Origin of the sequence: Curtobacterium sp. 18060, from assembly GCF_902706105.1 — a bacterium.
Taxonomy (GTDB): Bacteria; Actinomycetota; Actinomycetes; order Actinomycetales; family Microbacteriaceae; genus Curtobacterium.
Map to the genome: position 1 here is coordinate 59254 of NZ_CACSJV010000012.1, position 21998 is coordinate 81251.

Annotated in this window: 16 protein-coding genes; 11 read left to right on the forward strand and 5 right to left on the reverse strand. The window is 72.8% G+C overall.

All coding sequences use genetic code 11. The features are described from left to right. The first annotated feature begins 50 nt into the window (after positions 1 to 50). From GVL05_RS08385 to GVL05_RS08405, 5 genes are read left to right on the forward strand one after another with little or no spacing between them, the layout of a single operon-like run. Entirely contained in the window at positions 51 to 974 is a 924-nt protein-coding gene (locus GVL05_RS08385) for an aldose 1-epimerase family protein (RefSeq protein ID WP_159572790.1), read from the forward strand. Then, positions 953 to 2512: an anthranilate synthase component I family protein gene (locus GVL05_RS08390; RefSeq protein ID WP_159572792.1), complete on the forward strand. Its 1560-nt coding sequence runs from the start codon at positions 953 to 955 to the stop codon at positions 2510 to 2512. The genes GVL05_RS08385 and GVL05_RS08390 overlap by 22 nt, the downstream gene beginning before the upstream one ends. A 36-nt stretch (positions 2513 to 2548) precedes the next feature. Next, entirely contained in the window at positions 2549 to 3400 is an 852-nt protein-coding gene (locus GVL05_RS08395; RefSeq protein WP_159572794.1) for a hypothetical protein, read from the forward strand. Positions 3401 to 3434: 34 nt separating this feature from the next. Continuing rightward, entirely contained in the window at positions 3435 to 5063 is a 1629-nt protein-coding gene (locus tag GVL05_RS08400) for a DNA polymerase Y family protein (protein ID WP_159572796.1), read from the forward strand. Between the two features lie 22 nt (positions 5064 to 5085). Then, the gene (locus GVL05_RS08405) at positions 5086 to 8511 is read left to right on the forward strand and encodes an error-prone DNA polymerase (protein ID WP_159572798.1); all 3426 of its coding nucleotides are present in this window, start codon (positions 5086 to 5088) and stop codon (positions 8509 to 8511) included. Positions 8512 to 8568: 57 nt separating this feature from the next. Here GVL05_RS08405 and GVL05_RS08410 read toward each other — a convergent pair whose 3' ends face one another. Both GVL05_RS08410 and GVL05_RS08415 read right to left on the reverse strand, forming a co-directional pair. Then, entirely contained in the window at positions 8569 to 10080 is a 1512-nt protein-coding gene (locus GVL05_RS08410; protein ID WP_123293948.1) for a HAMP domain-containing sensor histidine kinase, read from the reverse strand. Continuing rightward, positions 10077 to 10754, reverse strand: coding sequence for a response regulator transcription factor (locus GVL05_RS08415; protein WP_111084549.1), 678 nt, complete (start codon positions 10752 to 10754; stop codon positions 10077 to 10079). Before GVL05_RS08415 ends, GVL05_RS08410 begins: the two co-directional genes overlap by 4 nt. 225 nt (positions 10755 to 10979) lie before the next feature. Here GVL05_RS08415 and GVL05_RS08420 point away from each other — a divergent pair, with 225 nt between their 5' ends. Then, positions 10980 to 11318 carry a hypothetical protein gene (locus GVL05_RS08420; protein WP_159572800.1) on the forward strand — a complete coding sequence of 113 codons (339 nt, stop codon included), beginning with the start codon at positions 10980 to 10982 and terminating at the stop codon, positions 11316 to 11318. A gap of 72 nt (positions 11319 to 11390) precedes the next feature. Here the strand turns inward: GVL05_RS08420 and GVL05_RS08425 are convergent, their stop codons facing one another. Further along, positions 11391 to 12464 carry an aromatic acid exporter family protein gene (locus GVL05_RS08425; protein ID WP_159572802.1) on the reverse strand — a complete coding sequence of 358 codons (1074 nt, stop codon included), beginning with the start codon at positions 12462 to 12464 and terminating at the stop codon, positions 11391 to 11393. A gap of 80 nt (positions 12465 to 12544) precedes the next feature. On the opposite strand from GVL05_RS08425, the gene GVL05_RS08430 reads away from it, so the two are divergent. Next, entirely contained in the window at positions 12545 to 13789 is a 1245-nt protein-coding gene (locus GVL05_RS08430) for an aminoglycoside phosphotransferase family protein (protein ID WP_111084551.1), read from the forward strand. Between the two features lie 583 nt (positions 13790 to 14372). After that, complete coding sequence (locus GVL05_RS08435) at positions 14373 to 16499, forward strand: DEAD/DEAH box helicase (protein ID WP_165901102.1); 2127 nt, start codon at positions 14373 to 14375, stop codon at positions 16497 to 16499. 132 nt (positions 16500 to 16631) lie between these two features. On the opposite strand, the gene GVL05_RS08440 is transcribed toward GVL05_RS08435, so the two are convergent. Then, on the reverse strand, positions 16632 to 16904 hold the full coding sequence (locus GVL05_RS08440; RefSeq protein ID WP_123293947.1) for a mycoredoxin: 273 nt from the start codon (positions 16902 to 16904) through the stop codon (positions 16632 to 16634). 68 nt (positions 16905 to 16972) lie between these two features. Between GVL05_RS08440 and GVL05_RS08445 the strand changes: the two genes are divergently transcribed. The 3 genes from GVL05_RS08445 to GVL05_RS08455 are packed head-to-tail and all read left to right on the forward strand — an operon-like array spanning position 16973 to position 19661. Then, positions 16973 to 17299, forward strand: coding sequence for a PadR family transcriptional regulator (locus GVL05_RS08445; protein ID WP_134194169.1), 327 nt, complete (start codon positions 16973 to 16975; stop codon positions 17297 to 17299). Continuing rightward, positions 17296 to 18135, forward strand: coding sequence for a hypothetical protein (locus GVL05_RS08450; protein ID WP_159572804.1), 840 nt, complete (start codon positions 17296 to 17298; stop codon positions 18133 to 18135). Before GVL05_RS08445 ends, GVL05_RS08450 begins: the two co-directional genes overlap by 4 nt. Next, entirely contained in the window at positions 18132 to 19661 is a 1530-nt protein-coding gene (locus GVL05_RS08455) for a CYTH domain-containing protein (protein WP_159572806.1), read from the forward strand. Before GVL05_RS08450 ends, GVL05_RS08455 begins: the two co-directional genes overlap by 4 nt. A 90-nt stretch (positions 19662 to 19751) precedes the next feature. On the opposite strand, the gene GVL05_RS08460 is transcribed toward GVL05_RS08455, so the two are convergent. After that, positions 19752 to 21896: a S9 family peptidase gene (locus tag GVL05_RS08460; RefSeq protein WP_159572808.1), complete on the reverse strand. Its 2145-nt coding sequence runs from the start codon at positions 21894 to 21896 to the stop codon at positions 19752 to 19754. Between the last annotated feature and the right edge of the window lie 102 nt (positions 21897 to 21998).

Genomic DNA, 21998 nt, shown 5'->3' on the forward strand with positions numbered 1-21998 from the left:
GGGGTTTTCTCGTGGTGCGGGTGGCCGCACGTGCCCGATACGCTGAGCGCATGAGCAACGATGCGCCGCTGTCCGGAACCCCGCTGACGATCTCCGCCGCCGGGTACACGGCCGACATCGCCACGGTCGGTGCGACGCTCCGGACCCTGCGGCACGAGGGTCGCGACCTGATCGTGCCGTTCGACGTCGACGAGGTCCGTCCGGCGTTCCGCGGTGCCGTCCTCGCTCCGTGGCCGAACCGCGTCGTCGACGGCGAGTACTCGTTCGGCGGTGTCGACCACGAGCTCGCGCTCACCGAACCGGCACGGCACCACGCTCTGCACGGACTGGTCGCCTGGACCGACTTCCGGGTCGAGGCGCAGGAGCCCGACCGCGTGGTGCTCGCCACCACCGTGCAGGCCCAGGCAGGCTACCCGTACCGCGTCGAGGTCCTGGTCGAGTACCGGCTGGACGACGCCGGGCTGCACACCACGATCACCGGCACGAACTCCGGCGCGGACGACGCCCCGTGGGGGACCGGCCCGCACCCGTACCTGGTCGCCGGCGCCGGCACGGTCGACGACTGGACCCTCACCCTGCCCGCGGCCGAGGTGCTCGAGGTCACGCCGGACCGGCTGATCCCGACCGACCTGGTCCCCGTGCACGACGAGTTCGACCTGCGCACCGCCACACGCATCGGCGACCGGTTCATCGACCACGCCTTCACGGGCTTCGACCGCGACGCCGACGGGGCCGCGACCATCGCCCTGACCGCGGCGGACGGCCGGGGTGTCCGCGCGACCTTCGGTCCGGAGTGCCCGTGGGTGCAGGTGCACACGGCCGACCACGTCGTCCCCGAGTACCACCGCGCCGGGCTGGCGGTCGAGCCGATGACGTGCGCCCCCGACGCCTTCAACGACGGTGTCGACCGTGGTCTCGTGGTGCTCGCCGCCGGTGCGTCCCACGCCGCCGCATGGACGATCTCCGCGATCTGACCGGTCCGTTGGCCGGCGCCCGCATCGAGGTCCGCCGGCTCGATCCGGTCCCCGATCTCGGCGCACTGGCCGCCGCGGCCGACGGCGACCTCGTGTGGCTCGACTCCGCGCTGCCGGACGGCGCACCGGAGGCCGCTCGACCACGGGCGCGATGGTCGGTGCTGACGTGGACGGACGGACCGTTCGTGGCTCGGTTCCGCCACCAGGACCGGCAGGCGTCCGTCGAGGTCGCCGCGCCCGCCGCCGACTGGTTCGGTCCGTCGTCCTCCGACGACCGCCCGGCCTTCGCCGTGCTGGCCGACCTCCTCGCGCGGACGCCGCAACTGCCCGAGCCGATCGTCGGCTGCGGCTTCGCGCTCGGCTGGGTCGGGTTCCTCGGGTACGAGCTCGGTCGCGAGTCCGGCGGCCCGGACCGGACCGCCGACGGGTACGCCGACGCCGACCTGCGGTTCGTGGACCGCGCCGTGGTCGTCGACCACACCGGCGGCGCCTGGGCGCTGACGCTCGTCGCCGACGCGGAGCCGGCGGCCAGCGCGCAGAACCGCGCGTGGCTCGAGACGGTGACCGGGGCGCCGTCACCGGCCGACGTGGCGGACGCGGCCACGGGCCTCCCGGCCGGGGTGTCGTCAGCGGTCGGACGCACGTCGCGGGCCGACCACGAACGCGCCGTCGACGCGTGCCGCGCCGAGATCCGCGAGGGCAACGCGTTCCAGGTCTGTCTCACCACCTCCTTCTCCGTGCCGGGCGGGGACCGGGAGGCCCGGGTCGGCCCCGGCACGGACCCGCACCTGTCCGACCCGCACCTGTCCGACTACTTGCGGATGCGGGCGTCGGACCCCGTCCCGTTCGGTGCGTACCTGCGGCTCGGCCCGCTGCGCGTGGCGAGCCGGTCGCCGGAGCGGTTCCTGCGGATCGCCGCGGACCGCACCGTGCTGGCGGAACCGATCAAGGGCACGCGGCGACGACTCGCCGACGCTGCCGCCGACGCGGCCGTGCGGGACGAACTCGCGGTGAGCGCCAAGGACCGTGCCGAGAACGTGATGATCGTGGACCTGCTGCGGAACGACCTGCTGCGGACGGCGATCCCCGGGTCGGTGCACGTCGAACGGCTGTGTGCGGTCGAGACCTACGCGAGCGTGCACCAGATGGTGTCGACGATCGGTGCGGTGCTGCCGTCGGGGACGTCGCCGGCGGACGTGGTGCGGGCGGCGTTCCCACCGGGGTCGATGACCGGCGCGCCGAAGATCAGCGCGATGGCGATCGCCGACCGGCTCGAGGGCGCGCCGCGCGGGGTGTACTCGGGGACGATCGGGTATTTCTCGGCGAGCGGGGCGGTCGACCTGTCGGTGGTCATCCGGACACTGGTGACGGTGGTGGACGCCTCGGGCGGCGGGGTGGATCCGGTCGAGGTCCGGTCGCGGACGCTCGGGGCCGGGGGAGCGGTGACGTGGTCGTCGGTGGCGTCGGACGAGGCGGACGAGGTCGTGACGAAGACGCGGTCCGTGCTCGGCGCGGTCGGTGCGGTGGCGACGTGGTGAGCTGACCGAACACGCGTTCGACCCGATTGTCCACGGATGTCGGACGCGATTGACATCATCGAACACATGTTCGAATATGAGGGCATGCAGACGGCGGCGGCACTCCGGTCGCCCGGCCCGGACCGGGTCGGGCGGGGCGGTGCTGCGCGCGGGGGTTCGGGTGCTGCGCGCGCGGACCACCTCGGTGACGCCCGGGCGGCGCTCGACCGCATCACGTCCCTGCGGTCCCGGGTCACCGACATGGAGTCCACCCGCGTCGACACCGCGGGGCTCCCGACCGCTCCCGCTCTCGAGCCGCTGCTGCCCGGCGGTGCGATCCGGGTCGGCGGCACCTACGCCGTCCCCGAGTCGGTGCTGCTCGCGATCACCATGCTGCAGGCGGCCTCGGCGGCCGGTGCGTGGTGCGCGGTCGTCGGGGTGCCGTCCTTCGGGATCGAGGCCGCGGCCGCCGCGGGGATCGACCTCGAGCGGCTCGTGCTCGTCCCCGATCCGGGCGACCAGTGGCTCGCGGTGACCGCGGCGATGGCGGACGTCGCCCAGATCGTCCTCACCCGACCGCTCGGGCGGGTCGTGCCGGGTGACGTCGCCCGGCTGTCTGCACGGCTCCGGCAACGCGGCGGTGCCCTCGTCGCGCTCGGGTCCTGGCCCGGTGCCGACGTCACGCTGCGGATCACGTCGTCGGTGTGGAGCGGCATCGGGCAGGGCCACGGGCACCTGACCGAGCGCCGCGCCACCGTGACGGCGACCGGCCGTGCGGGTGCGGTGCGCCCCACGAGCACCGAGCTCTTCCTGCCCGCGGCCGACGGCACGGTCCGGACGGCGACCCCCGTGCCGTCGGTGGGGTCCGGCGACACCCGGGTGCTGCGGCCCGTGGCGGTGGCGTCGTGACCGCCGCGGTGCTGCTGTGCGTGGCGGTGGCGTCGTGATCGCGCCGGGGCGGGTCCGGGCCGACGCGATCGCCCGCGGCGGGGCGCTGCCCGAGCCACCACCGACCCGGACCATCGTGCTCTGGTGCCCGGACTGGCCCGTGATCGCGGCGGCCCGCGCGGCCGGGGCACCGCCGGAGCAGCCCTTCGCCGTGGTCGCGAAGGGCCTGGTGTTCGCGAGCTCCGCGTCCGCACGGCAGCACGGCGTCGTCCGGGGCCTCCGGGTGCGCGAGGCGCAGGCGCGCTGCCCGGAGCTCGTCGTGCACCCCTACGACGACGCGCTCGACCACCGCGCGTTCGAACCCGTCATCCGCGCGGTCGAGGCGGCCGTCCCCGGGGTCGAGGTACTGCGTCCCGGCACCCTCGCCCTGCGTGCCCGGGGACCGGCGCGGTACTACGGCGGCGAGCGGGCGGCCGCGGCGACCCTGGCGGGGATCGCGGCCGACCACGGTGCCCCGGCGGTGCGGGCCGGTGTGGCGGACACCCCGTTCGCGGCGGAGCAGGCAGCACGGGCCCGACCGGTGCGTCCCGGCGAACGGGTGCGGATCGTGCCGGTCTCCGGCTCGTCGGACTTCCTGGCGGCCCTGCCCCTCGGTGTGCTCGGCGACCCCGAGCTCGCGACGGTGCTCGACCGGCTCGGCATCACCACGCTGGGCGATTTCGCGTCGCTCAGCGACGAGCAGGTCCGCGACCGGTTCGGGGTCGCCGGAGCGTTCCTGCACCGGCTGGCCGGCGGACGCGACCCGCGGGAGATCTCGGCACGCGCGATCCCGCCCGAGCTCCGGATCGAGGCCGCCTTCGAGCCCCCGCTCGACCGCGCCGACCAGATCGCGTTCGCGTTCCGGCGCTCCGCCGACGACTTCGCCGCACGCCTCCGCGCCGCTGGGCTGGTCGCGACGACCATCCGGGTGGGGATCGTCGACGAGCGGGACATCCTGCTCGAACGCACGTGGGCACACCCCCGCTGGTTCGACGCCGCCGACGTCGTCGACCGGGTGCGGTGGCAGCTCGCCGGCGGGGTCGACCCGACCGGGCTCGAGGCCCCGGTCACCTCGGTCGTGCTCGAGCCGGTCGCCGTCGACGACATGGCGAACCACGAACGCGGACTCTGGGGCTCCGGGCCGGACGAGCGCGTGCACCACGGGCTGGCCCGGATCCAGGGCATGGTCGGGCACGACGGGGTGGTGAGCCCGCGAGTCGGTGGTGGTCGGACCCTGTCCGAGCGGGTGGTGCTCGTGCCGTGGGGCGACGCCCCACCCGGCGGCGAGCGTGCCCTGGCCACCGTGCGCGACCGACCGTGGCCCGGCAAACTGCCCGGGCCGCCGCCCGCCACCGTCCTCGAGCGTCCCCGGCCGGTCGACGTCGTCTCACGCGACGGCGCGAGCGTCGACGTCGACGACCGCGGTGTGCTGTCCGGCGCGCCCGAACGCTTCCGCACCGAGGGGGACCGGGGCGGCGGGTTCGCACCCGTCACGGCCTGGGCGGGCCCCTGGCCGCTCGTCGTGCGGTGGTGGGAGTCCGGCGGTCGACGACTGCACCGGCTGCAGCTCGTCGACGCCGAGGGCCGTGCTTGGTACCTGGTGTTGGCGGACCACCGGTGGTGGGCGGAGGCGATCGCCACGTGAACCGATCCAGGAGCAGGACCTGATGGGCTACAGCAACCCACCCGTGCCGTGGTCGCAGTTCGAACGCGCCCTGTCGGACAAGCGCAGTCCGGGGACGGCGAAGGCCGGTGACGGCGGGGACAGCCCGGCGTGGTCGCGCAAGCGCGAGCCGTACGTGCCCACGGACCAGCCGGCGGCTGCGGACGACGGCCCTCCGGTCGTGCCGTACGCCGAGCTGCACGCGCACTCGGCCTTCAGCTTCCTCGACGGTGCCAGCCAGCCCGAGCAGCTGTTCGAGGAAGCCGCACGGCTGCGCCTGCACGCCCTCGCCCTCACCGACCACGACGGCTTCTACGGTGCCGCCCGGATGGCCGAGGTCGCCGAGGCGTACCCGCAGGTCGGCACCGTCTACGGCACCGAGCTCTCGCTGGGCCTGACCGAACCGCAGAACGGCGTCCCCGATCCCGAGGGCTCCCACCTGCTCCTGCTCGCCGACGGGCAGGACGGCTACCACCGGCTCGCGGGCACGGTGACGAGTGCGCACCTCGCGGCCGGGTCCGAGAAGGGCAGCCCACGCTACGACCTCGACGAGCTCGCGGGGCGGGCCGACGGACACTGGCGGGTGCTCACCGGGTGCCGGAAGGGCACCGTCCGGCAGGCGCTCGAGCAGGGCGGGGAGTCCGCGGCGGAGACCGCGCTGCGCGTGCTGCTCGACCGCTTCGGGCGCAGCAACGTCGTGGTGGAGCTCCTCGACCACGGCGACCCGCTCGACAGTGCGCGGAACGACGTGCTCGCGACCCTCGCCGAGCGGTACACGCTGCCCCTGGTCGCGACCGGCAACGTCCACTACGCCACCCCGGACCGGTTCCCGGTGGCGACGGCGCTGGCCGCGGTCCGGGCCCGGCGCAGCCTCGACGAGATCGACGGGTGGCTGCCGGCCGCCGACACCGCGCACCTGCGCTCCGGCGCCGAGATGACCCGGCGGTTCGGGCGGTACCCGGGGGCGATCGAGAACACCGTCACGCTGGCCGACGAACTCGGGTTCCGGCTGCGCACGGTCAAGCCCGGACTGCCCGACCTCGACGTGCCGGACGGCCACACCGCGATGTCCTGGTTGCGGGAACTCACCTGGACGGGTGCACGTCGCCTCTACCCCGGCAGCGCCGACGGCGTGGACCCGCAGAAGCGCGAGCGCATCGAACGCGAGCTCGCCGTGATCGAGGACAAGAACTTCCCCGGCTACTTCCTGATCGTGCGCGACATGGTGCAGTACGCCCGCAGCCGGGGGATCCTCTGCCAGGGGCGGGGCTCCGCCGCGAACTCCGCGGTCTGCTACCTGCTCGAGATCACCGCGGTGGACTCGATCCGCTACGGCCTGCCGTTCGAGCGGTTCCTGTCGGCGATGCGCGACGAAGAGCCCGACATCGACGTCGACTTCGACTCGGACCGCCGCGAAGAGGTGATCCAGTACGTCTACGAGAAGTACGGCCGGTACAACGCCGCCCAGGTCGCGAACGTCATCACGTACCGCCCGAAGGGTGCCGTCCGCGACATGGCGAAGGCCCTCGGCCACAGCCCGGGGCAGCAGGACGCCTGGTCGAAGCAGGTCGAACGGTGGGGCTCGGTGACCGAGAGCCAGGACCACGACATCCCGCCGGCGGTCGTCGGGCTGGCGAGCGACGTCCTGGGCTTCCCGCGCCACCTCGGCATCCACTCGGGCGGCATGGTGCTCACCGACCGGCCGGTGGGTGAGGTCGTGCCGATCGAGCACGCGCGGATGGACGGCCGCACCGTGCTGCAGTGGGACAAGGACGACTGCGCCTTCATGGGGCTCGTGAAGTTCGACATGCTCGGCCTCGGCATGCTCGCGGCGCTGCAGTACTCGTTCGACCTGGCGGCGGAGCACTGCGGGGAACGCTGGGAGATGCACTCCATGCCGAAGGAGGAACAGGGCGTCTACGACCAGCTCTGCCGAGCCGACACCATCGGGGTGTTCCAGGTGGAGTCCCGTGCGCAGATGGGCACCCTGCCCCGGCTGCTCCCACGGCGGTTCTACGACCTGGTGATCGAGGTCGCCCTCGTCCGCCCCGGCCCGATCCAGGGCGGTGCCGTGCACCCCTACATCCGGCGTCGGACCGGCGAGGAACCGATCACGTACATCCACCCGTCGCTCGAACCGGTGCTCGAACGCACCCTCGGGGTGCCGCTGTTCCAGGAGCAGCTCATGCAGATGGCGATCGCGGTCGGCAACTGCTCGGGCGACGACGCCGACCTGCTGCGGCGGGCGATGGGGTCGAAGCGCGGCCACGAGAAGATCGACCGGCTGCGCGACAAGCTCTACGCGGGCATGTCGGACAACGGCATCCACGGCGAGGACGCCGACGCGATCTACGCGAAGATCCAGGCGTTCGCGAACTTCGGCTTCGCGGAGAGCCACTCGATCAGCTTCGCCCTGATCGTCTACGCGAGCGCCTGGATGCGCCTGCACTACCCGGGGGCGTTCCTGGCCGCGCTGCTCCGGGCGCAGCCGATGGGGTTCTACTCACCGCAGACCCTGGTCGCCGACGCCCGTCGGCACGGCGTCCAGGTGCTCCGACCGGACATCCTCCGCTCGGGTGTCGACGCAACGCTCGAACCGCTCGGCGACGACCAGGTGGTGCCCCCGTGCGGTGACGACGCCTGCCTGCACACCGAGCAGCCGCCGGTGCTGCCCTTCGACAAGGCACTGCCCGACGACACCGCACGGCACCGCCGCGACGGCGCGTTCGCGGTCCGGCTCGGACTCGCCGAGGTCGCCTCGCTCAGCCGGAAGAGCGCCGAGAAGATCGTCGCCGAGCGTGACGCGAACGGTCCCTTCGTCGACATGTCCGACCTGGCCCGCCGGGTGGGGCTGACGACGGCGCAGCTCGAGGCGCTCGCCGCTGCCGACGCCTTCGCCCCGTTCGACATCGACCGCCGCGGTGCGATGTGGTCGGCGGCCCAGGCCGCTGCGGAGCGCGCCGATCAGCTGCCCGACACGCAGGTCGTCGTCCAACCGCCGCTGTTCGGGCAGATGACGAGCGGCGACGTCCTGATCGCCGACATGTGGTCGACGGGCATGACGACCGACGACCACCCCGTCCGGCACGTGCGCGACCGGCTCGCCGCCCGCCGGGTGCTCAGCGTGCAGGACACCGCGACGGCCGAGACCGGGCGGCGGGTCGAGATCGGCGGGATCGTCACGCATCGGCAGCGTCCGGCGACGGCATCGGGGATCACGTTCATGAACGTCGAGGACGAGACCGGGCTGGTCAACGTCATCTGCAGCGTCGGGGTGTGGGGACGCTACCGCCGGGTCGCCCGGGAATCCCCGGCGGTGATCGTCCGCGGCATCCTCGAGCGGTCGCCCGACGGCGTGGTCAACCTGGTGGCGGACCGGATCGAGCACCTGTCGTTGTCCGTGCGCACGCGGTCGCGGGACTTCCAGTGAGTGGTCGCGGGCAGCGGTCCGCGCGCGGCGGGCGGCGGGCGCGGAGGAGGCGCGCGGCTACTCGACCTCGGGCAGTCGCACCGTGACCTCGAGTCCGCCGGAGCGCACGTTCCGCAGCGACGCCGTCCCGCCGGCGCGTTCGGCCACCGCACGGACGATCGCGAGGCCCAGCCCGGATCCACCCGGCAGGGCGATCGCACCGGTGGCCGGATCGGGGTTCGGGCGCGACTTCCGGGCCTCGTCCGGTCGGGTGAACCGGTCGAACGCCACCGGGATGAACGACTCGGGGACACCGGGGCCGTCGTCGGTGACCTGCAGGACGCCCTCGCCGCCGGTGCTGCGCCAGGACACGAAGATGCCGCCACCGCGGGGGAGCGCCGACACCGCGTTGCCCGCGATGTTCGTGACGAGCTGCGCCATGCCACCGGTGTCGAGCCGGTAGCGAGGTTCGTGGGTCCCACCGCCGATGCCGGGCCCGGAGCCACCGACGGCCACCGGGGCCTCGAGGTCGAAGTCGACGGTGACGTCCTTGGCCGACGCGATGAGCCGGACCCGGTCGACGGCCGCCATGACCTCGTCACCGAGGTCGGACCAGGCGGTCTCCGGGCGCTGGTCGCCGTCCTGTTCCCGCCGTTCGGACTCCTCGATCCGCGACAGCGCGAGCAGGTCGTTCGCCAACCGGGACAGCCGGGCGACGCTGTGCTTGGCGCGCTCGATGTGGGCAGCCAGGGCGGCGGCGTCGTCACCGTCGAGCGACGCCAGGTCGAGCTGGGTGGTGAGGATGGCAAGCGGTGTGCGGAGCTCGTGGCTGGCGTCGGACACCATCTGTCGTTCCCGCTCGGTGGCCTGGCGCGTGCGGGCGAGGAAGGCGTTGAGGGTCGTGGCGAGGGACGCGAGTTCGTCCTGCGCGGGGCCGACGGGCAGCTCGGCCCGTTCGGGCGCGACGGACAGCCGCTCGGCCTCTCGGCGCATGCGGTTGACGGGACGGAGTGCCGCGGTCGCCAGGATCCACGAAGCGACGCCGAAGGCGAGCAGGATCGCGACGCCGGTGAGCGACAGGGTCGAGGTGAGGTCGTCGACCACGATCGCCTCGGCCTGCGAGTTCCGGGCGGCGACGACCGTCCACCGGCCGGCCTGGTTCACGGGGTGTTCGACGACCACGCGGTACTCGGACCCGGACACCCGGATGATCGAGGTGCCGGCCGGAGTGGAGGTCAGGCTGCCGAGAGCGCTCTCCACCCGGGTGGGCATCGTCGAGAGCACGATGTCGCCGGACGGTGAGACCACGGCGACGAGCTGCGCGTTGCCCGGCGGGGACAGGTCGGGATCGCTGTCCACCTCGAGCGTGGCGACGTACGGGTCGGCGTCGGCGTCCAACAGGGTGCGGGTCGCACTCGCGACGACGCTGACCACCTGGAACCGCATCACCAGCACGAGCAGCACGATCACGACCGCGGCGATCGCCGTCGAGCCGATCGTGATCCGTGCCCGCAGGGACAGCAGGCGCAGGGGGCGGACCAGACCGCGTCGTGGGCGGTCCGGCCCCGGGCGAGCGGAGGCCCCGCTCACGCCCCGAGCAGATCCAGGCGGTACCCGCGGCCGCGCACGGTGGCGATCGCGACGGTGGCCTCGTGGGCAACGAGCTTCTTGCGGAGGTACGAGATGTACTGCTCGACGACGTTCGGGTCGACGTGCTGCGAGCCGTCCCAGACCTCTTCGAGGATCTTCGGCCGGTCGACCACGCTGCCGGCGGAGCGAGCCAGCAGGCGGAGCAGCGCGAACTCGGTCGGGCTGACGGCGACGCGCTGGCCCTTGATCGAGATGCGACGGGCCTCGGAGTCGATCGAGACGTCGCCGACCTCGATCGTGCGGGGTGCCCCGGCGGACTCGCGGCGACCGAGGGCGCGGAGCCGGGCGGTGAGCTCGGCGAACGCGAACGGCTTGGTGAGGTAGTCGTCCGCGCCGGCGTCGAGGCCGAACACGCGGTCGTCCACGGCGTCGCGCGCGGTGACGAGCAGGATCCGCACGGGGTCCTCGCGCTCGCGGATGCGTCGTGCGAGCTCGAACCCGGACATGCCGGGCATCATCACGTCCACGACGGCCAGGTCGAACGCCTGCTCGCCGAGGGCGATGAGCGCCTCGACCCCGTTCTCCACCGCCGTCACGCGGTACCCCTCGGCAGCGAGACCGCGCTCCATCAGGGCACGCATCTCGTCGTCGTCCTCGACCACCAACAGCCGCATAGTGGACCTCCTCGGACCCATCGTGGCATCGAACGGGCGCGGAGGGTCGATGCCCGGGCCGAACTCACTGAATCTCGTCACAGGAGCGGGTACCGTGGCTGCCAGGCCACCGGGCAGAACGGTCTGTCCCGCGTTCTAGGGACATGAGGACTTCTTGCTTCATTGGTAGGATCACCTGGCGGACAGCGCTTACCCGAAGGGCGGTCCGTTGCACCAGGGGGCACCATGAACGACCCGAACGACCACGCGTCCGTCGACCACCCGTCCGTCGACCACCCGGCCATCGTCCGTCTCCGCGCGGAGCTCGATGCCGCGTGGAAGGGCATCGGCGCACTCGGCCAGATGGAGGGCGTCCGCCGCGACCGCGTGGTCGCCGAACTGCGGACGGCCGTCCCCGACGTGGCGAGCCGCGCGGCGCGCGAAGTCGGCACCGAGGCCGTCGTCGCGGAGATCAGCCGGTTCGCCGACGTGGGCGTGCCCGGCACCGATCCCGCCGTGCCGGCCGCGGTGATCTGGGACGACGTCGTGCAGACGGCGGCCGAAGCCGCGCGCGCCACGCGCTGACCGGCACCGGCACGCCGCGACCGAGCGGCGCCGGCACTGGCACGCCGCGACCGACCGACCGACCGACCGACGTCAGTCGTCCTCGCCGAGCAGCTCCTCGCGCACGCGTCGGACGTCCTCGAGCAGGGCACCGATGAGCACCCAGTGCCGTGAGTTCGGTCGCACGATCTCCATCGGCGCGGTCAGCGCGGGTTCCGCGGTCGCCACCCCGGCATCGTCCCGACCGGCGCCCGCGGCGAACGACGGGTCCAGCCGTGTCGACTCGACCCGGGCGCTCAGCGCGCGGACGTCCGAGCCGATCCGGGCCACCTCGGTCGCGATGCCGCCGACCACCGGATCGGCGCGCAGGTCTGGTGCGGTGTTGTCGTGGATCGCCCGGGTCATGCCGGTGACGCGCGTGACCAGGACGCGCAGGTGCTCGGTGATGGCGACGTCGCGGTCGAGGATCGTGCGGTGCCGGCCGCCACGCGGGTTCATCGTCAGGGACTCGCGGGCCGCGTTCAGTGATGCCTCGGTCTTCGCGTGCTGCTGCCGGAGCGCGCGGGCCCGCACCAGGGCGTCCTGCCACCGGTCGCGGTCCCACCCCTCGGTCAGGCCGATCGCGACGCGTTCGAAGGCCACGGCGGTGTCGCGGGCGAGTCGGGCGACGGCGAGGTGCGCCGGCTCGAGCAGGACCGGCGGGATGATCAGGGCGTTCACGACGAGGGCGACGATCGCACCGATCACCGTCTCGAGGATCCGGTCGGCCGAGTAGTTCGGCGTGACGACCCCCGCGGTGAGCACGAGCATCCCGCTGATGCTGACCTGGGTGGCCGAGGTCGGGGTCAGCCGGAGCACCCAGGCGATGAGGATGGCGAGCACGACCACGAGCAGGACGACCCACACCGAGTCGCCGAGCAGCAGGTGGAACCCGGTGGCGAGCAGCACGCCGAGCACGACACCGGCGCTCCGCTCGAGGCCCTTGACGAACGACTGGTTGATGCTCGGCTGCACGACGAGCAGCGCGGCGATCGCGGCGAAGGTCGGGAACGGTCCCTGGATCAGCAGCCGGCACAGCAGCACCGCCGCGACGACCGCGACCGCGGTCTTCACGACCTGCAGGAACGGCGTGCGACTGGAGCTGCGGAGACGCGCGACCGGGTTCACCTCGACCACGCTAGCCACCGCCCGCACGCCGAGCCGTGCACGAACGCGACGAAAACGTCCGGACACGGTTGACTGATGTCGTGTGGCCCAACCATGAGCGCGTCATCCCGCAGGCCTTCGCCGGCTCCGGGACCTCCGTCGTGGCCGCACGGGCGCACTCCGTCGAGCCCTCGGGCAACGGCTACCTGTACGGCTACGAGGTCGACACCGTCGACCGGAACGGCCAGCGCGCCACCGTCCTGACGTACGTCGACACCGGCGGCGCGCACGACCAGAACAGTGCGATCGTCACCGATCCCGCGACCGGCGAACCCGTCTCGGTGTGGGCGTACCCGAACGACCCGGGTCTGCCGGTGCTGCCGCAGGTGACCTACCGCGACGCGGTCGCCGAGCTCCTGACGACGCTCGGCATGCCGGTCACCGACCCGGTGCTCACGGTGGCCGCGTACCGACCGGGCAAGCGGGCGGTGGTGCGGGTGGACGCCCCCGAGCGCACCCTGTTCCTGAAGATCGTCCGTCCGCACCGGGTCGCGCCGATCGTGAAGTCGCACGAGCAGTTCGTGGCGGCGGGCCTGCCGGTGCCCCGCGTGCTGTCCAGCCGCGGCGACGGACTCCTCGTACTCGAGCGGATCCGCGGCGTGCCGGCCGGCAGCCGCATCCTCGACATCGCCGACGACCCGCGGTTCGTCGCGTCGCTGGCCGCCCTGAGCGGTCGGGTCGCGACCGTCCCGATGACCCAGCAGGCCCGTGCCGACGCGATGGACCACGCCGACTGGCACCGCCGCACGCTCATCGCCGCGTTGCCGCAGGACGCCGACGAGATCGACCGCCTGTACGACGCCATCGGCCGCCGGTCGATCGGCTGGACCAGCGCGACGAAGCAGGTCGTGCACGGCGACCTGCACCTCGAGCAGGTCTTCGTCGACGAGGACGAGCCCTGGCGCATCTCCGGCCTGCTGGACATCGACACCGCGGGGTGGGGCTTCCCGGTCCGCGACATCGGGGCGGTCGTCGCCCACCTGGTCGTCACCGGCCTCTGGCACCGATCGCGCGGCGACGCCGACCGCGGAGCCGCGGCCGAGCGCCTCGCCGACGCGATCGCCCGCGACTGGGTCGCCCGCAACCCGCGCGAGGCCGACCGCATCGGGCCCGCCATCGGTGCCCAGCTGCTCGCCCACGCCGGCGGCCAGGCGACCACCGGCTCCGCGAACGGCATCCAGACCGCCGAGCAGCTCCTCGCGGCGACGCGGGCCGCGTTGGCCGAGGCTGCTCCGGTCCTGCCGGCGGCCGGCCTGGTCCGCCCGCGGTCCGCGCCCCGCGTCTGACGGCTCGCAGCCCCCGTCGCGAAAGCGACAGATCTGCGCGGAACATTGGCGGGGAACTGTCGCTTTGGCGGGGTGGTCGGCGTGGGGATCCGGGATCTGTCGCGTCGGCGGGGTGGACGCGACCGGCGTCGCACGGGAGGCGCGTGGCGGGCCCGCACCGTGCCTCCCGGCCGGTACACGGGGCATTCCAGGAGGCGCGACGCGCGCGGGCGACGCGGAGTCGCCTCTGTCGGGGGTCGGGGAGTAAACTGAGCGCGCACGCACCGCGTTCCCGCGTGCCGCGTCGATTCCGGACGCAGCCGTCGATCACTTGATCGACGCGGGAACCGGGCCGTGACCGCCCCGCGGGGGCGTCACGTGCGTGTGACGACGCCGGATCCCGGCGCGGACCGTCGCACCCGGCGCCGAGCAGGCGCTCGCGGTGGAACGGTCCGCGGGACTCCACCGGACGTCCCGAAGCGGGGACCGGCGATGCGGTGGGCCACGGTGGCCCGCAGCCGAACCGGAGCCGTGTCAGGCCCCGGTGCAGGACTTCCGCCCCACGGGCGGCTCGCCCCGATGCGTGGGCGGAACAGGAGGAGCGTTGGCTCGATCAGGCACCCGGCGAGCTGCCGGCGGGACGCGGACCGCGTCACGTCGGACGAGGCCGCTGGACAACGACGGCGTGATCCCCGTCCTCGCCCGCGCGGTGCGCGAGGTCGAGGCGGCGGCGCAGCGCGGACCGCTCAAGGCGACGAACCGGACGAAGTTCCAGGCCGTCGCACTGCTCATGCGCGAAGAGCGCGCACGGGTGAAGGGCGACACCGACCTCACCGACTCGCAGCGCGCCGAGCAGCTCAAGCGGCTCGACGGCGTGGCGACGATCCTCGCGAAGACCGCGGCCCGCGACACCAGCGTCATCCAGCTGCTCGCGGAAGAGGTGCAGGTCTCCGAGGCGACCCGCGCCGTCAAGCGCGACATGATGATCGCCGGCGGCATGGAGCTGCAGCCGGAGGACCTCGTCATCGCGGCGGAGCCCACCCCGGTCGCCGAGACCCCGGTGCGCGCGGTCACCCCGCAGGCGGTCGTGCAGCGTCAGCTCGCCAACCCGTTCCTGCCGCCGGACTTCGCACTCGCCGACCAGCCGGTCGCGCACCCGCGTCGCCTGGCGAACTGGGAGCTCTTCGGTCCGCTGTTCAAGTCGTTCGAGTACGGCGCAGGCGGGGGAGCGGCGACGATGCCGCTGCCCGAGCCGACCTCGCTGCACTCCCGCTCCGGCACCACGCTGATGAAGCACCAGGCCGAACTGGTCGCCGCCGCGTCGCAGGGGCACCGCACGTTCCTGCTCGCCGACGAGCCGGGCCTCGGCAAGACGGCGCAGTCGCTGCTCGCCGCCGACGCCGCGAACGCGTTCCCGCTGCTCGTCGTCGTGCCGAACGTCGTCAAGACGAACTGGGCGCGCGAAGCCGAACGCTGGGTGCCGAACCACCGCGCCACCGTCATCCACGGGGACGGCAACGACCTCGACGGGTTCGCCGACATCATCATCGTGAACTACGAGATCCTCGACCGGCACGCCGGCTGGCTCGGCGGCTTCGGCTTCAAGGGCATGGTCGTCGACGAGGCGCACTTCATCAAGAACAAGGACTCGCAGCGCGCCCGCTTCGTGCTGCAGATCGCCGACCGCATCCGGCAGCGCACCGCAGCGCCGCTGCTCATGGCGCTGACGGGCACCCCGCTCATCAACTCGGTCGAGGACTTCCGCACCATCTGGGAGTACCTCGGCTGGATCGACGACAAGAAGCCCCGCGCGAAGCTCATGAACGAGCTCGAGGAGATCGGGCTGACCCCCGCCGACCAGGGCTTCTTCGTCGAGGCCCGTCGTGCCGTCATCGACCAGGGCATCGTCCGACGCCGCAAGGTCGACGTCGCCGCGGACATCCCGGCCCGCCGGATCGCCGACATCCCCGTCGAGCTCGACGGCGACGAGGGCCGCTCCATCCGCGACGCCGAGCGCGAGCTCACCGCGAAGCTCGTCCGCCGGTACCACCAGGCGCTCGACGCCCGCACCGGGCAGGACCCGGTCGTCGGCATCGACCACAAGCTCGTCCGGCAGGTCGCCCGCTGGGAGCTCGAGGACCAGGACGCCTCGTCGACCGGCGAGAACGTGTTCTCGATGGTCCGACGCATCGGTCGTGCCAAGGCCCAGCTCGCAGCGGACTACGCCGCGCAGCTCGCGTCGAACGTCGGCAAGGTTGTGTTCTTCGCGAAGCACCTCGACGTGATGGACCAGGCGGAAGAGGTCTTCGCTCGACGTGGCCTGCGCACCGCCACGATCCGCGGCGACCAGACGGCCACGCAGCGCACGGCGCAGATCGACTCGTTCGTGAACGACCCTGACGTCGCCGTGATCGTCTGCTCGCTCACCGCGGCCGGCGTGGGCCTGAACCTGCAGGTGGCGTCCAACGTCGTGCTCGCCGAGCTGTCGTGGACGAGCGCCGAGCAGACCCAGGCGATCGACCGCGTGCACCGCATCGGGCAGGAAGAGCCCGTCACTGCGTGGCGCATCATCGCCGCGCAGACGATCGACACCAAGATCGCCGAGCTCATCGACTCGAAGGCGTCCCTGGCCGCCCGCGCGCTCGACGGTTCGGACGAGGAACTCGTCGACTCCGGCGACATCCAGCTCGACGCCATGGCCGCGCTGCTGACCGAGGCGCTCGGGGGCTAGGGACCGCGTCGCGCGGCGCACACCCGTTCAGCACGACCAAAGTCCGTCCGAACCACGTGATCACGCGGTTCGGACGGACTTCGGTTGTGCGGGGCTCCGCCGCTCAGATGCGTGTGTGCGGTACTTCGCCGCTCAGATGCGGGACTGCACCTCGGCCAGCGACGGGTTCGTCGCGGTGCTGCCGTCGGGGAACACGAGCGTCGGAACGGTCTGGTTGCCGCCGTTGACCTCGGCGACGAGTTCCGCCGTGCCCGGGGTCTGCTCGATGTCGACCTCGGTGAAGGGCACGCCGGCCTTCGTCATCTGGTTCTTCAACCGGGCGCAGTAGCCGCACCACGTGGTCGTGAACATCGTGACGCCGCCGGCTTCGGGGGTGAACTGCTCGCGGGTGATCGTGTCGCTCATGGCGCCAGGCTAACCCCGCTTTCTGGACGGCCTTGACGCGCTTATCCGATATAGCTAGGTTAAGCCGCATGGATCCGATCCAACGCATCACCGCCCCGACGCTCGACGTGCTCGACGCGCTGCTGACCGTCGACGGCCCGGCATGGGGGCTGCTCGTCATCAAGGCCACCGGGCGCCAGGCCGGCACCGTCTACCCGATCCTCGAGCGACTCGAGCGGCAGGGGTGGATCACGTCGTCGTGGGACGACGAGACCAGCCGGCCGGGGCCGCGTCGTCGGCTCTACGAGTTCACGCTGGACGGGGTCGACGCCGCACGCGACCTCGTCGCCGCGCGTCCGTCCGCCGCGACGCCCGCTCGTCCGGCTCGCTCGGCCCACCGGCCGGTGACCTCGTGAGCGCGCTCGACCGGGCGCTCGTGGGGGTCGCCGTCGCCGTCTCACCCGCAGCACACCGCGCCGCTCGCCGCGAGCAGTGGCTCGCCGACGTGCGCGATGCCCACGAACTCGACCTCTCACCGACCGCACTCGCGTTCGGCGCGTTCACCACGGCGCTGTTCCACCGACGCGCCGGCCACCGTTCCACCTGGGGGGACACCATGACCGCACTGCCGACACCCGTCCGTTCTGCACCGCACACCATCCGCACGATCCCGGTCCTCATCGCGCTCGCGGTGCTGTCCTACGTCGTCTCGGTGGGCGTCCTCGCGCTCCTGCAGCGGTACAACGGCCTGCCGGAGGCGCGCCTCGTCTTCGACATGGTCGGGATCGGGCTCGCAGTGGTGCCGGGCGCCGCTGTCGCAACGAGCGTCCTGCTGGTGTCGGACGTCGCACGCCGCCGCCGGGTCCTCGGCGCCGTTGCCGTGTTCGCCATCACCGCAGTGTGGTGGGCGATCACGAACGGTTCCCTCAACGTCCCCGTGTACGCCCCGGTCCAGGTCGGCGTCATCGCGGCTGGGCTGCTCGCGGTCTGGCTCGTGGTGCTCCACCGGCCGGGATGGACGTACTCGCTCCTCCTCCTGCCCGTCGTCGCTGCCATCCTGGTGTTCCCGCTCACGGAAGCAGCGAACGGCACGGGCATCCCGTACTCCGTCATGGCGCTGGTGTCGTGGATCGCGCAGCTCGTCCCGTTCCTGGTCGCCGTCGTCGGAGCCGTGGTGGCGTCACGGTTCTCCACAGATGCGCCCGCGGTGGTCGAGGCGCACGGCGAAGCCCTGGTAGACAAGACCGTGTGAGTGACACCCACCTCGAGATCGAGCGCACCTACGACCTGCCAGAGGGCGGTGCCCTGCCCGATCTCGTCGGCGCCGGTGGCATCCTCCGCACCGAGCACCAGGAGCCGTTCGAGCTCGATGCGACGTACTGGGACACCGAGCGGTACGACCTGGTGGCGGCGCGGGTCACGGTCCGCCGGCGGACCGGTGGCCCCGACGCCGGGTGGCACATCAAGCGGTCCGAGTCGGACACGGTCCGCCACGAGCAGCACTTCCCGCTGACCGACGACGCCGACACGGTGCCGACCGAGGTTCTCGCCGCGCTCTTCACCGAGCGACGCGGCCGTGGCCTGCGCCCCGTGGTCCGCATCTCGACCACCCGCACCGTCACCCGCCTGCTCGACGAGGACGGCGACCAGGTCGCCGAGCTCGCCGATGATCAGGTGACCGCGCAGCGCCTCGACGACGACGCTCCCGAAACGCCGCGCACCTGGCGCGAGGTCGAGGTCGAGGCCGTCGCCGACGTCGACCCGCAGGTGGCGCACGAGCTCTTCGCGGCCCTCGACGGGCGCTTCGCGGCCGTCGGCGCCGGCCCCGCCGCCGTCGCGTCCAAGCTGGCACGCGGGCTTGCAGGAGCACCGGCGCCGCGCCTCCAGACCGAGGAGAAGCCGGACAAGGGCACGACCGCACGCGTCCTCGCGAAGCGGCTGCGGAAGCTGCGCGCTGCGCTGCTCGGCCAGGAATCGCGCCTCCGCTCCGGCGATGCGGCCGACCTCCGGCAGACGGCTGAGACCGCCCTCGAGATCGCCTCGATCCTCGGCGCCTACCGTCCGGCGTTCGCCGCCGGCGACACCGTCGACCGCGCCGCCGAGGCGGCCGACGGCCTGGCTGCCGTGACCGCGCGCGCAGCACTCAACGAGTACCTCATCGACCGGTTGCCGCGGGCGTCGACCCCGGCGCAGGACGACCTGGTCGACTCCATGACCCGCGAACGCATCCTGGCCTCGACCCGTGAGCGCCGCGACCAGTCGGTGCGGGACGTCGTCGCGTTCGTGCACGGTGAGCCGTTCCTCGAGCTGCTCGACGCGCTCGACGACGCCGTCGAACGGCCGACCCCGACCGAGTGGTCGCTCCGATCGCCGAAGAAGGTCGCGCAGGACGTCGGCGCCGTCGTGAAGCCGCACATCCGCGAGCTCGTCCGGGCCGCGGTCGCCGACGACACCTCGGACACCGCCGCCGAGCGCGAGGCCGCCGACCGTGCGACCACCGAAGCCGCCTGGCAGGGCACGATGCGGGCGCGGATGGCGATGGACGTCCTCGGCGACGACGCGTTCCCGCACGCACTGTGGAAGCGGATCGGCAGCGCAGCCGACGTGCTGACCGAGCGCGTCCGATCGCTGCACGCCCTCGACGCACTGCGGACCAACGCGGCGATCGCCGAACGCGGTGGCGAGGGGACGTTCGGGTACGGCGTGCTCGCGGGGGACCGGGTGCGCCTGGCCGAGGAGTCCTACGACGAGGCGGTGCACGCGCTCAACCGCGTGTGAGGCGCACGCCGCTGGCCGCGGGCGTTCGCTTCGTGAGCAGAAATGGTCGGGTGCCTGAGGGTAACCCGACCATTTCTGCTCACCAAGTCATCAGGCGGCGGGCGCCTCGTCGGCCAGCCCGAGCACGTCGAGCAGCCAAGCGAGCTCGAACGCTCGCTCCTTCCACGAGGCGTACCGACCGCTCACGCCACCGTGGCCCGCGGACATCTCGGTCTTCAGCAGCACCGGCGCCCCGACCTCGCGCAGCTTCGCGGTCCACTTCGCCGGCTCGACGTAGAGCACACGGGTGTCGTTGATCGACGTCACGGCGAGGATCCGCGGGTACTGCACGTCGTCGCGGACGTTCTCGTACGGGGTGTACTCGCTCATGTAGCGGTAGACCTCGGCGTCGTGCAGCGGGTCGCCCCACTCGTCCCACTCGATGACGGTCAGGGGCAGGTCGGGGTCGAGGATGCTCGTGAGCGCGTCGACGAACGGCACCGCGGCGACGATCCCGGCGAACCGGTCCGGTGCGATGTTCGCCACCGCACCCATCAGCAGCCCGCCGGCGCTGCCGCCCTCGGCCACGAGCCGGTCCGCGGTGGTGCGGCCGGACTCGATCAGGTGGTCGGCGACCGCGACGAAGTCGGTGAACGTGTTCTTCTTCGTCAGGGTCTTGCCGTTCTCGTACCAGTGGCGACCCATCTCGCCGCCACCGCGCACGTGGGCGACCGCGAAGACGACGCCGCGGTCGAGCATTGACAGGCGCATGACGCTGAAGCCCGGGTCGATCGAGTGCTCGTACGAGCCGTAGCCGTACAGGTGGAGCGGCGAGGGGGTGTCCGCGTCGACGGCGTCGCGGCGCCAGACCAGCGAGATCGGCACGCGGGTGCCGTCCGACGCGGTGGCCCAGTCCCGCTCCTGCGCGTAGTCGGCGGGGTCGTAGCCGCCGAGCACCGGCTGGCGCTTCAGGACCGTCACCTCGCCGGTCGCCAGGTCCAGGTCGCTGACCTCGGACGGGGTGACGAACGAGGTGAACCCGATGCGGAGCGTCGGCTGGTCCCACTCGGGGTTGCCGCCGAGCCCGGCCGAGAACAGTGCTTCGTCGAAGGGGACCTCGTGCGCGTCGCCGTACCCGTCACCCTCGATGGGGATGATCGCGATGCGGGGGAGCGCCTCGGAGCGGTACTCGAGCGCGAGGTGCCCGGCGAAGGCGTCGACGGACTCGATGCGGCGCTCGGTGTGGTGCGCCACGACGACCCGGCGGTCGCGCTCGGACGTGGGGTCGTCCGCGGGGACGTCGACGAGCTCGAAGTTCTCGGCACCGTCGTTGTGCAGCACCAGGAACCGGTCGCTGCCGCCGACGATGGCGTGCTCGATCTCGTACTCGACGCCGTCGCGTCGCGGCCACACGACCTGGAACTCGCCGGTCGGGTCGGCGGCGTCGAGCACCAGGGCCTCGGACGTGATCTTCGAGCCGAGCTCGATGACGATGTACTGCGACGACCGGGTGACGCCGACGCCGACCCAGTAGCGGTCGTCGGGCTCCTCGAAGACCAGGACGTCGTCGGACGCTGCCGTGCCGACGGCGTGCCGCCAGATCTTGTCCGGACGCCACGACTCGTCGACGGTCGGGTAGAAGACGTACCGGCCGGCCGGGTCGAAGGTCGCGCCCGCCCCGGTGTTCGGGATGGCGTCGCCCAGGTCGGTGCCGGAGGCCAGGTCGCGCACGTGCAGGGTGTACCGCTCGTCGCCCTCGACGTCGATGCCGTAAACCAGGCGTGTGCCGTCGTCGCTGATGTCGTAGGTGCCGAGGGAGAAGAACTCGTGGCCGTCGGCCAGCGCGTTGCCGTCGAGGACGACCTGCTCGCCGGGGAGGGTCGACTCGCCCTCGACGACGGCCGGCGGGGTCCAGTCGTCCGGACCGGCGATCGGCGCGCGGCAGTGCACGCCGTACTGGCTGCCCTCGGCCGTGCGGGTGAAGTACCACCAGTCGCCCATGCGCACCGGCACTGAGAGGTCGGTCTCCTGCACACGGTTCTTGACCTCGGCGAAGACGCGGTCGCGCAGCGGGGCGAGGTGGTCGGTGGCGGCGTCGGTGTAGGCGTTCTCGGCCTCGAGGTACGCCAGGGTGTCCGGCGACTCCTTGTCACGCAGCCACTCGTAGTCGTCGACGAAGTCGATGCCGTGGTGGGTCCGCGTCACGGGCCGCTTGGCGGCGGTGGGCGGGGTGGCCTGGGAGTGCTCGGTGCTCACCGTCCCACCCTATGCGCACGGCCCCGTGGCGAGCCGGGCGTCGCGCCGCCGCCCCGAACCGGTCGGACCGCGTCCGCCCGACCGCCCCGCCCGGAACCGGTC

Bases quoted from the DNA above. Each gene is read 5' to 3' on its own strand.
- GVL05_RS08385 (WP_159572790.1), top strand. From the start codon at position 51: ATGAGCAACGATGCGCCGCTGTCCGGAACCCCGCTGACGATCTCCGCC.
- GVL05_RS08390 (WP_159572792.1), top strand. From the start codon at position 953: ATGGACGATCTCCGCGATCTGACCGGTCCGTTGGCCGGCGCCCGCATC.
- GVL05_RS08395 (WP_159572794.1), top strand. From the start codon at position 2,549: ATGTCGGACGCGATTGACATCATCGAACACATGTTCGAATATGAGGGC.
- GVL05_RS08405 (WP_159572798.1), top strand. From the start codon at position 5,086: ATGGGCTACAGCAACCCACCCGTGCCGTGGTCGCAGTTCGAACGCGCC.
- GVL05_RS08415 (WP_111084549.1), bottom strand. From the start codon at position 10,754: ATGCGGCTGTTGGTGGTCGAGGACGACGACGAGATGCGTGCCCTGATG.
- GVL05_RS08420 (WP_159572800.1), top strand. From the start codon at position 10,980: ATGAACGACCCGAACGACCACGCGTCCGTCGACCACCCGTCCGTCGAC.
- GVL05_RS08440 (WP_123293947.1), bottom strand. From the start codon at position 16,904: ATGAGCGACACGATCACCCGCGAGCAGTTCACCCCCGAAGCCGGCGGC.
- GVL05_RS08445 (WP_134194169.1), top strand. From the start codon at position 16,973: ATGGATCCGATCCAACGCATCACCGCCCCGACGCTCGACGTGCTCGAC.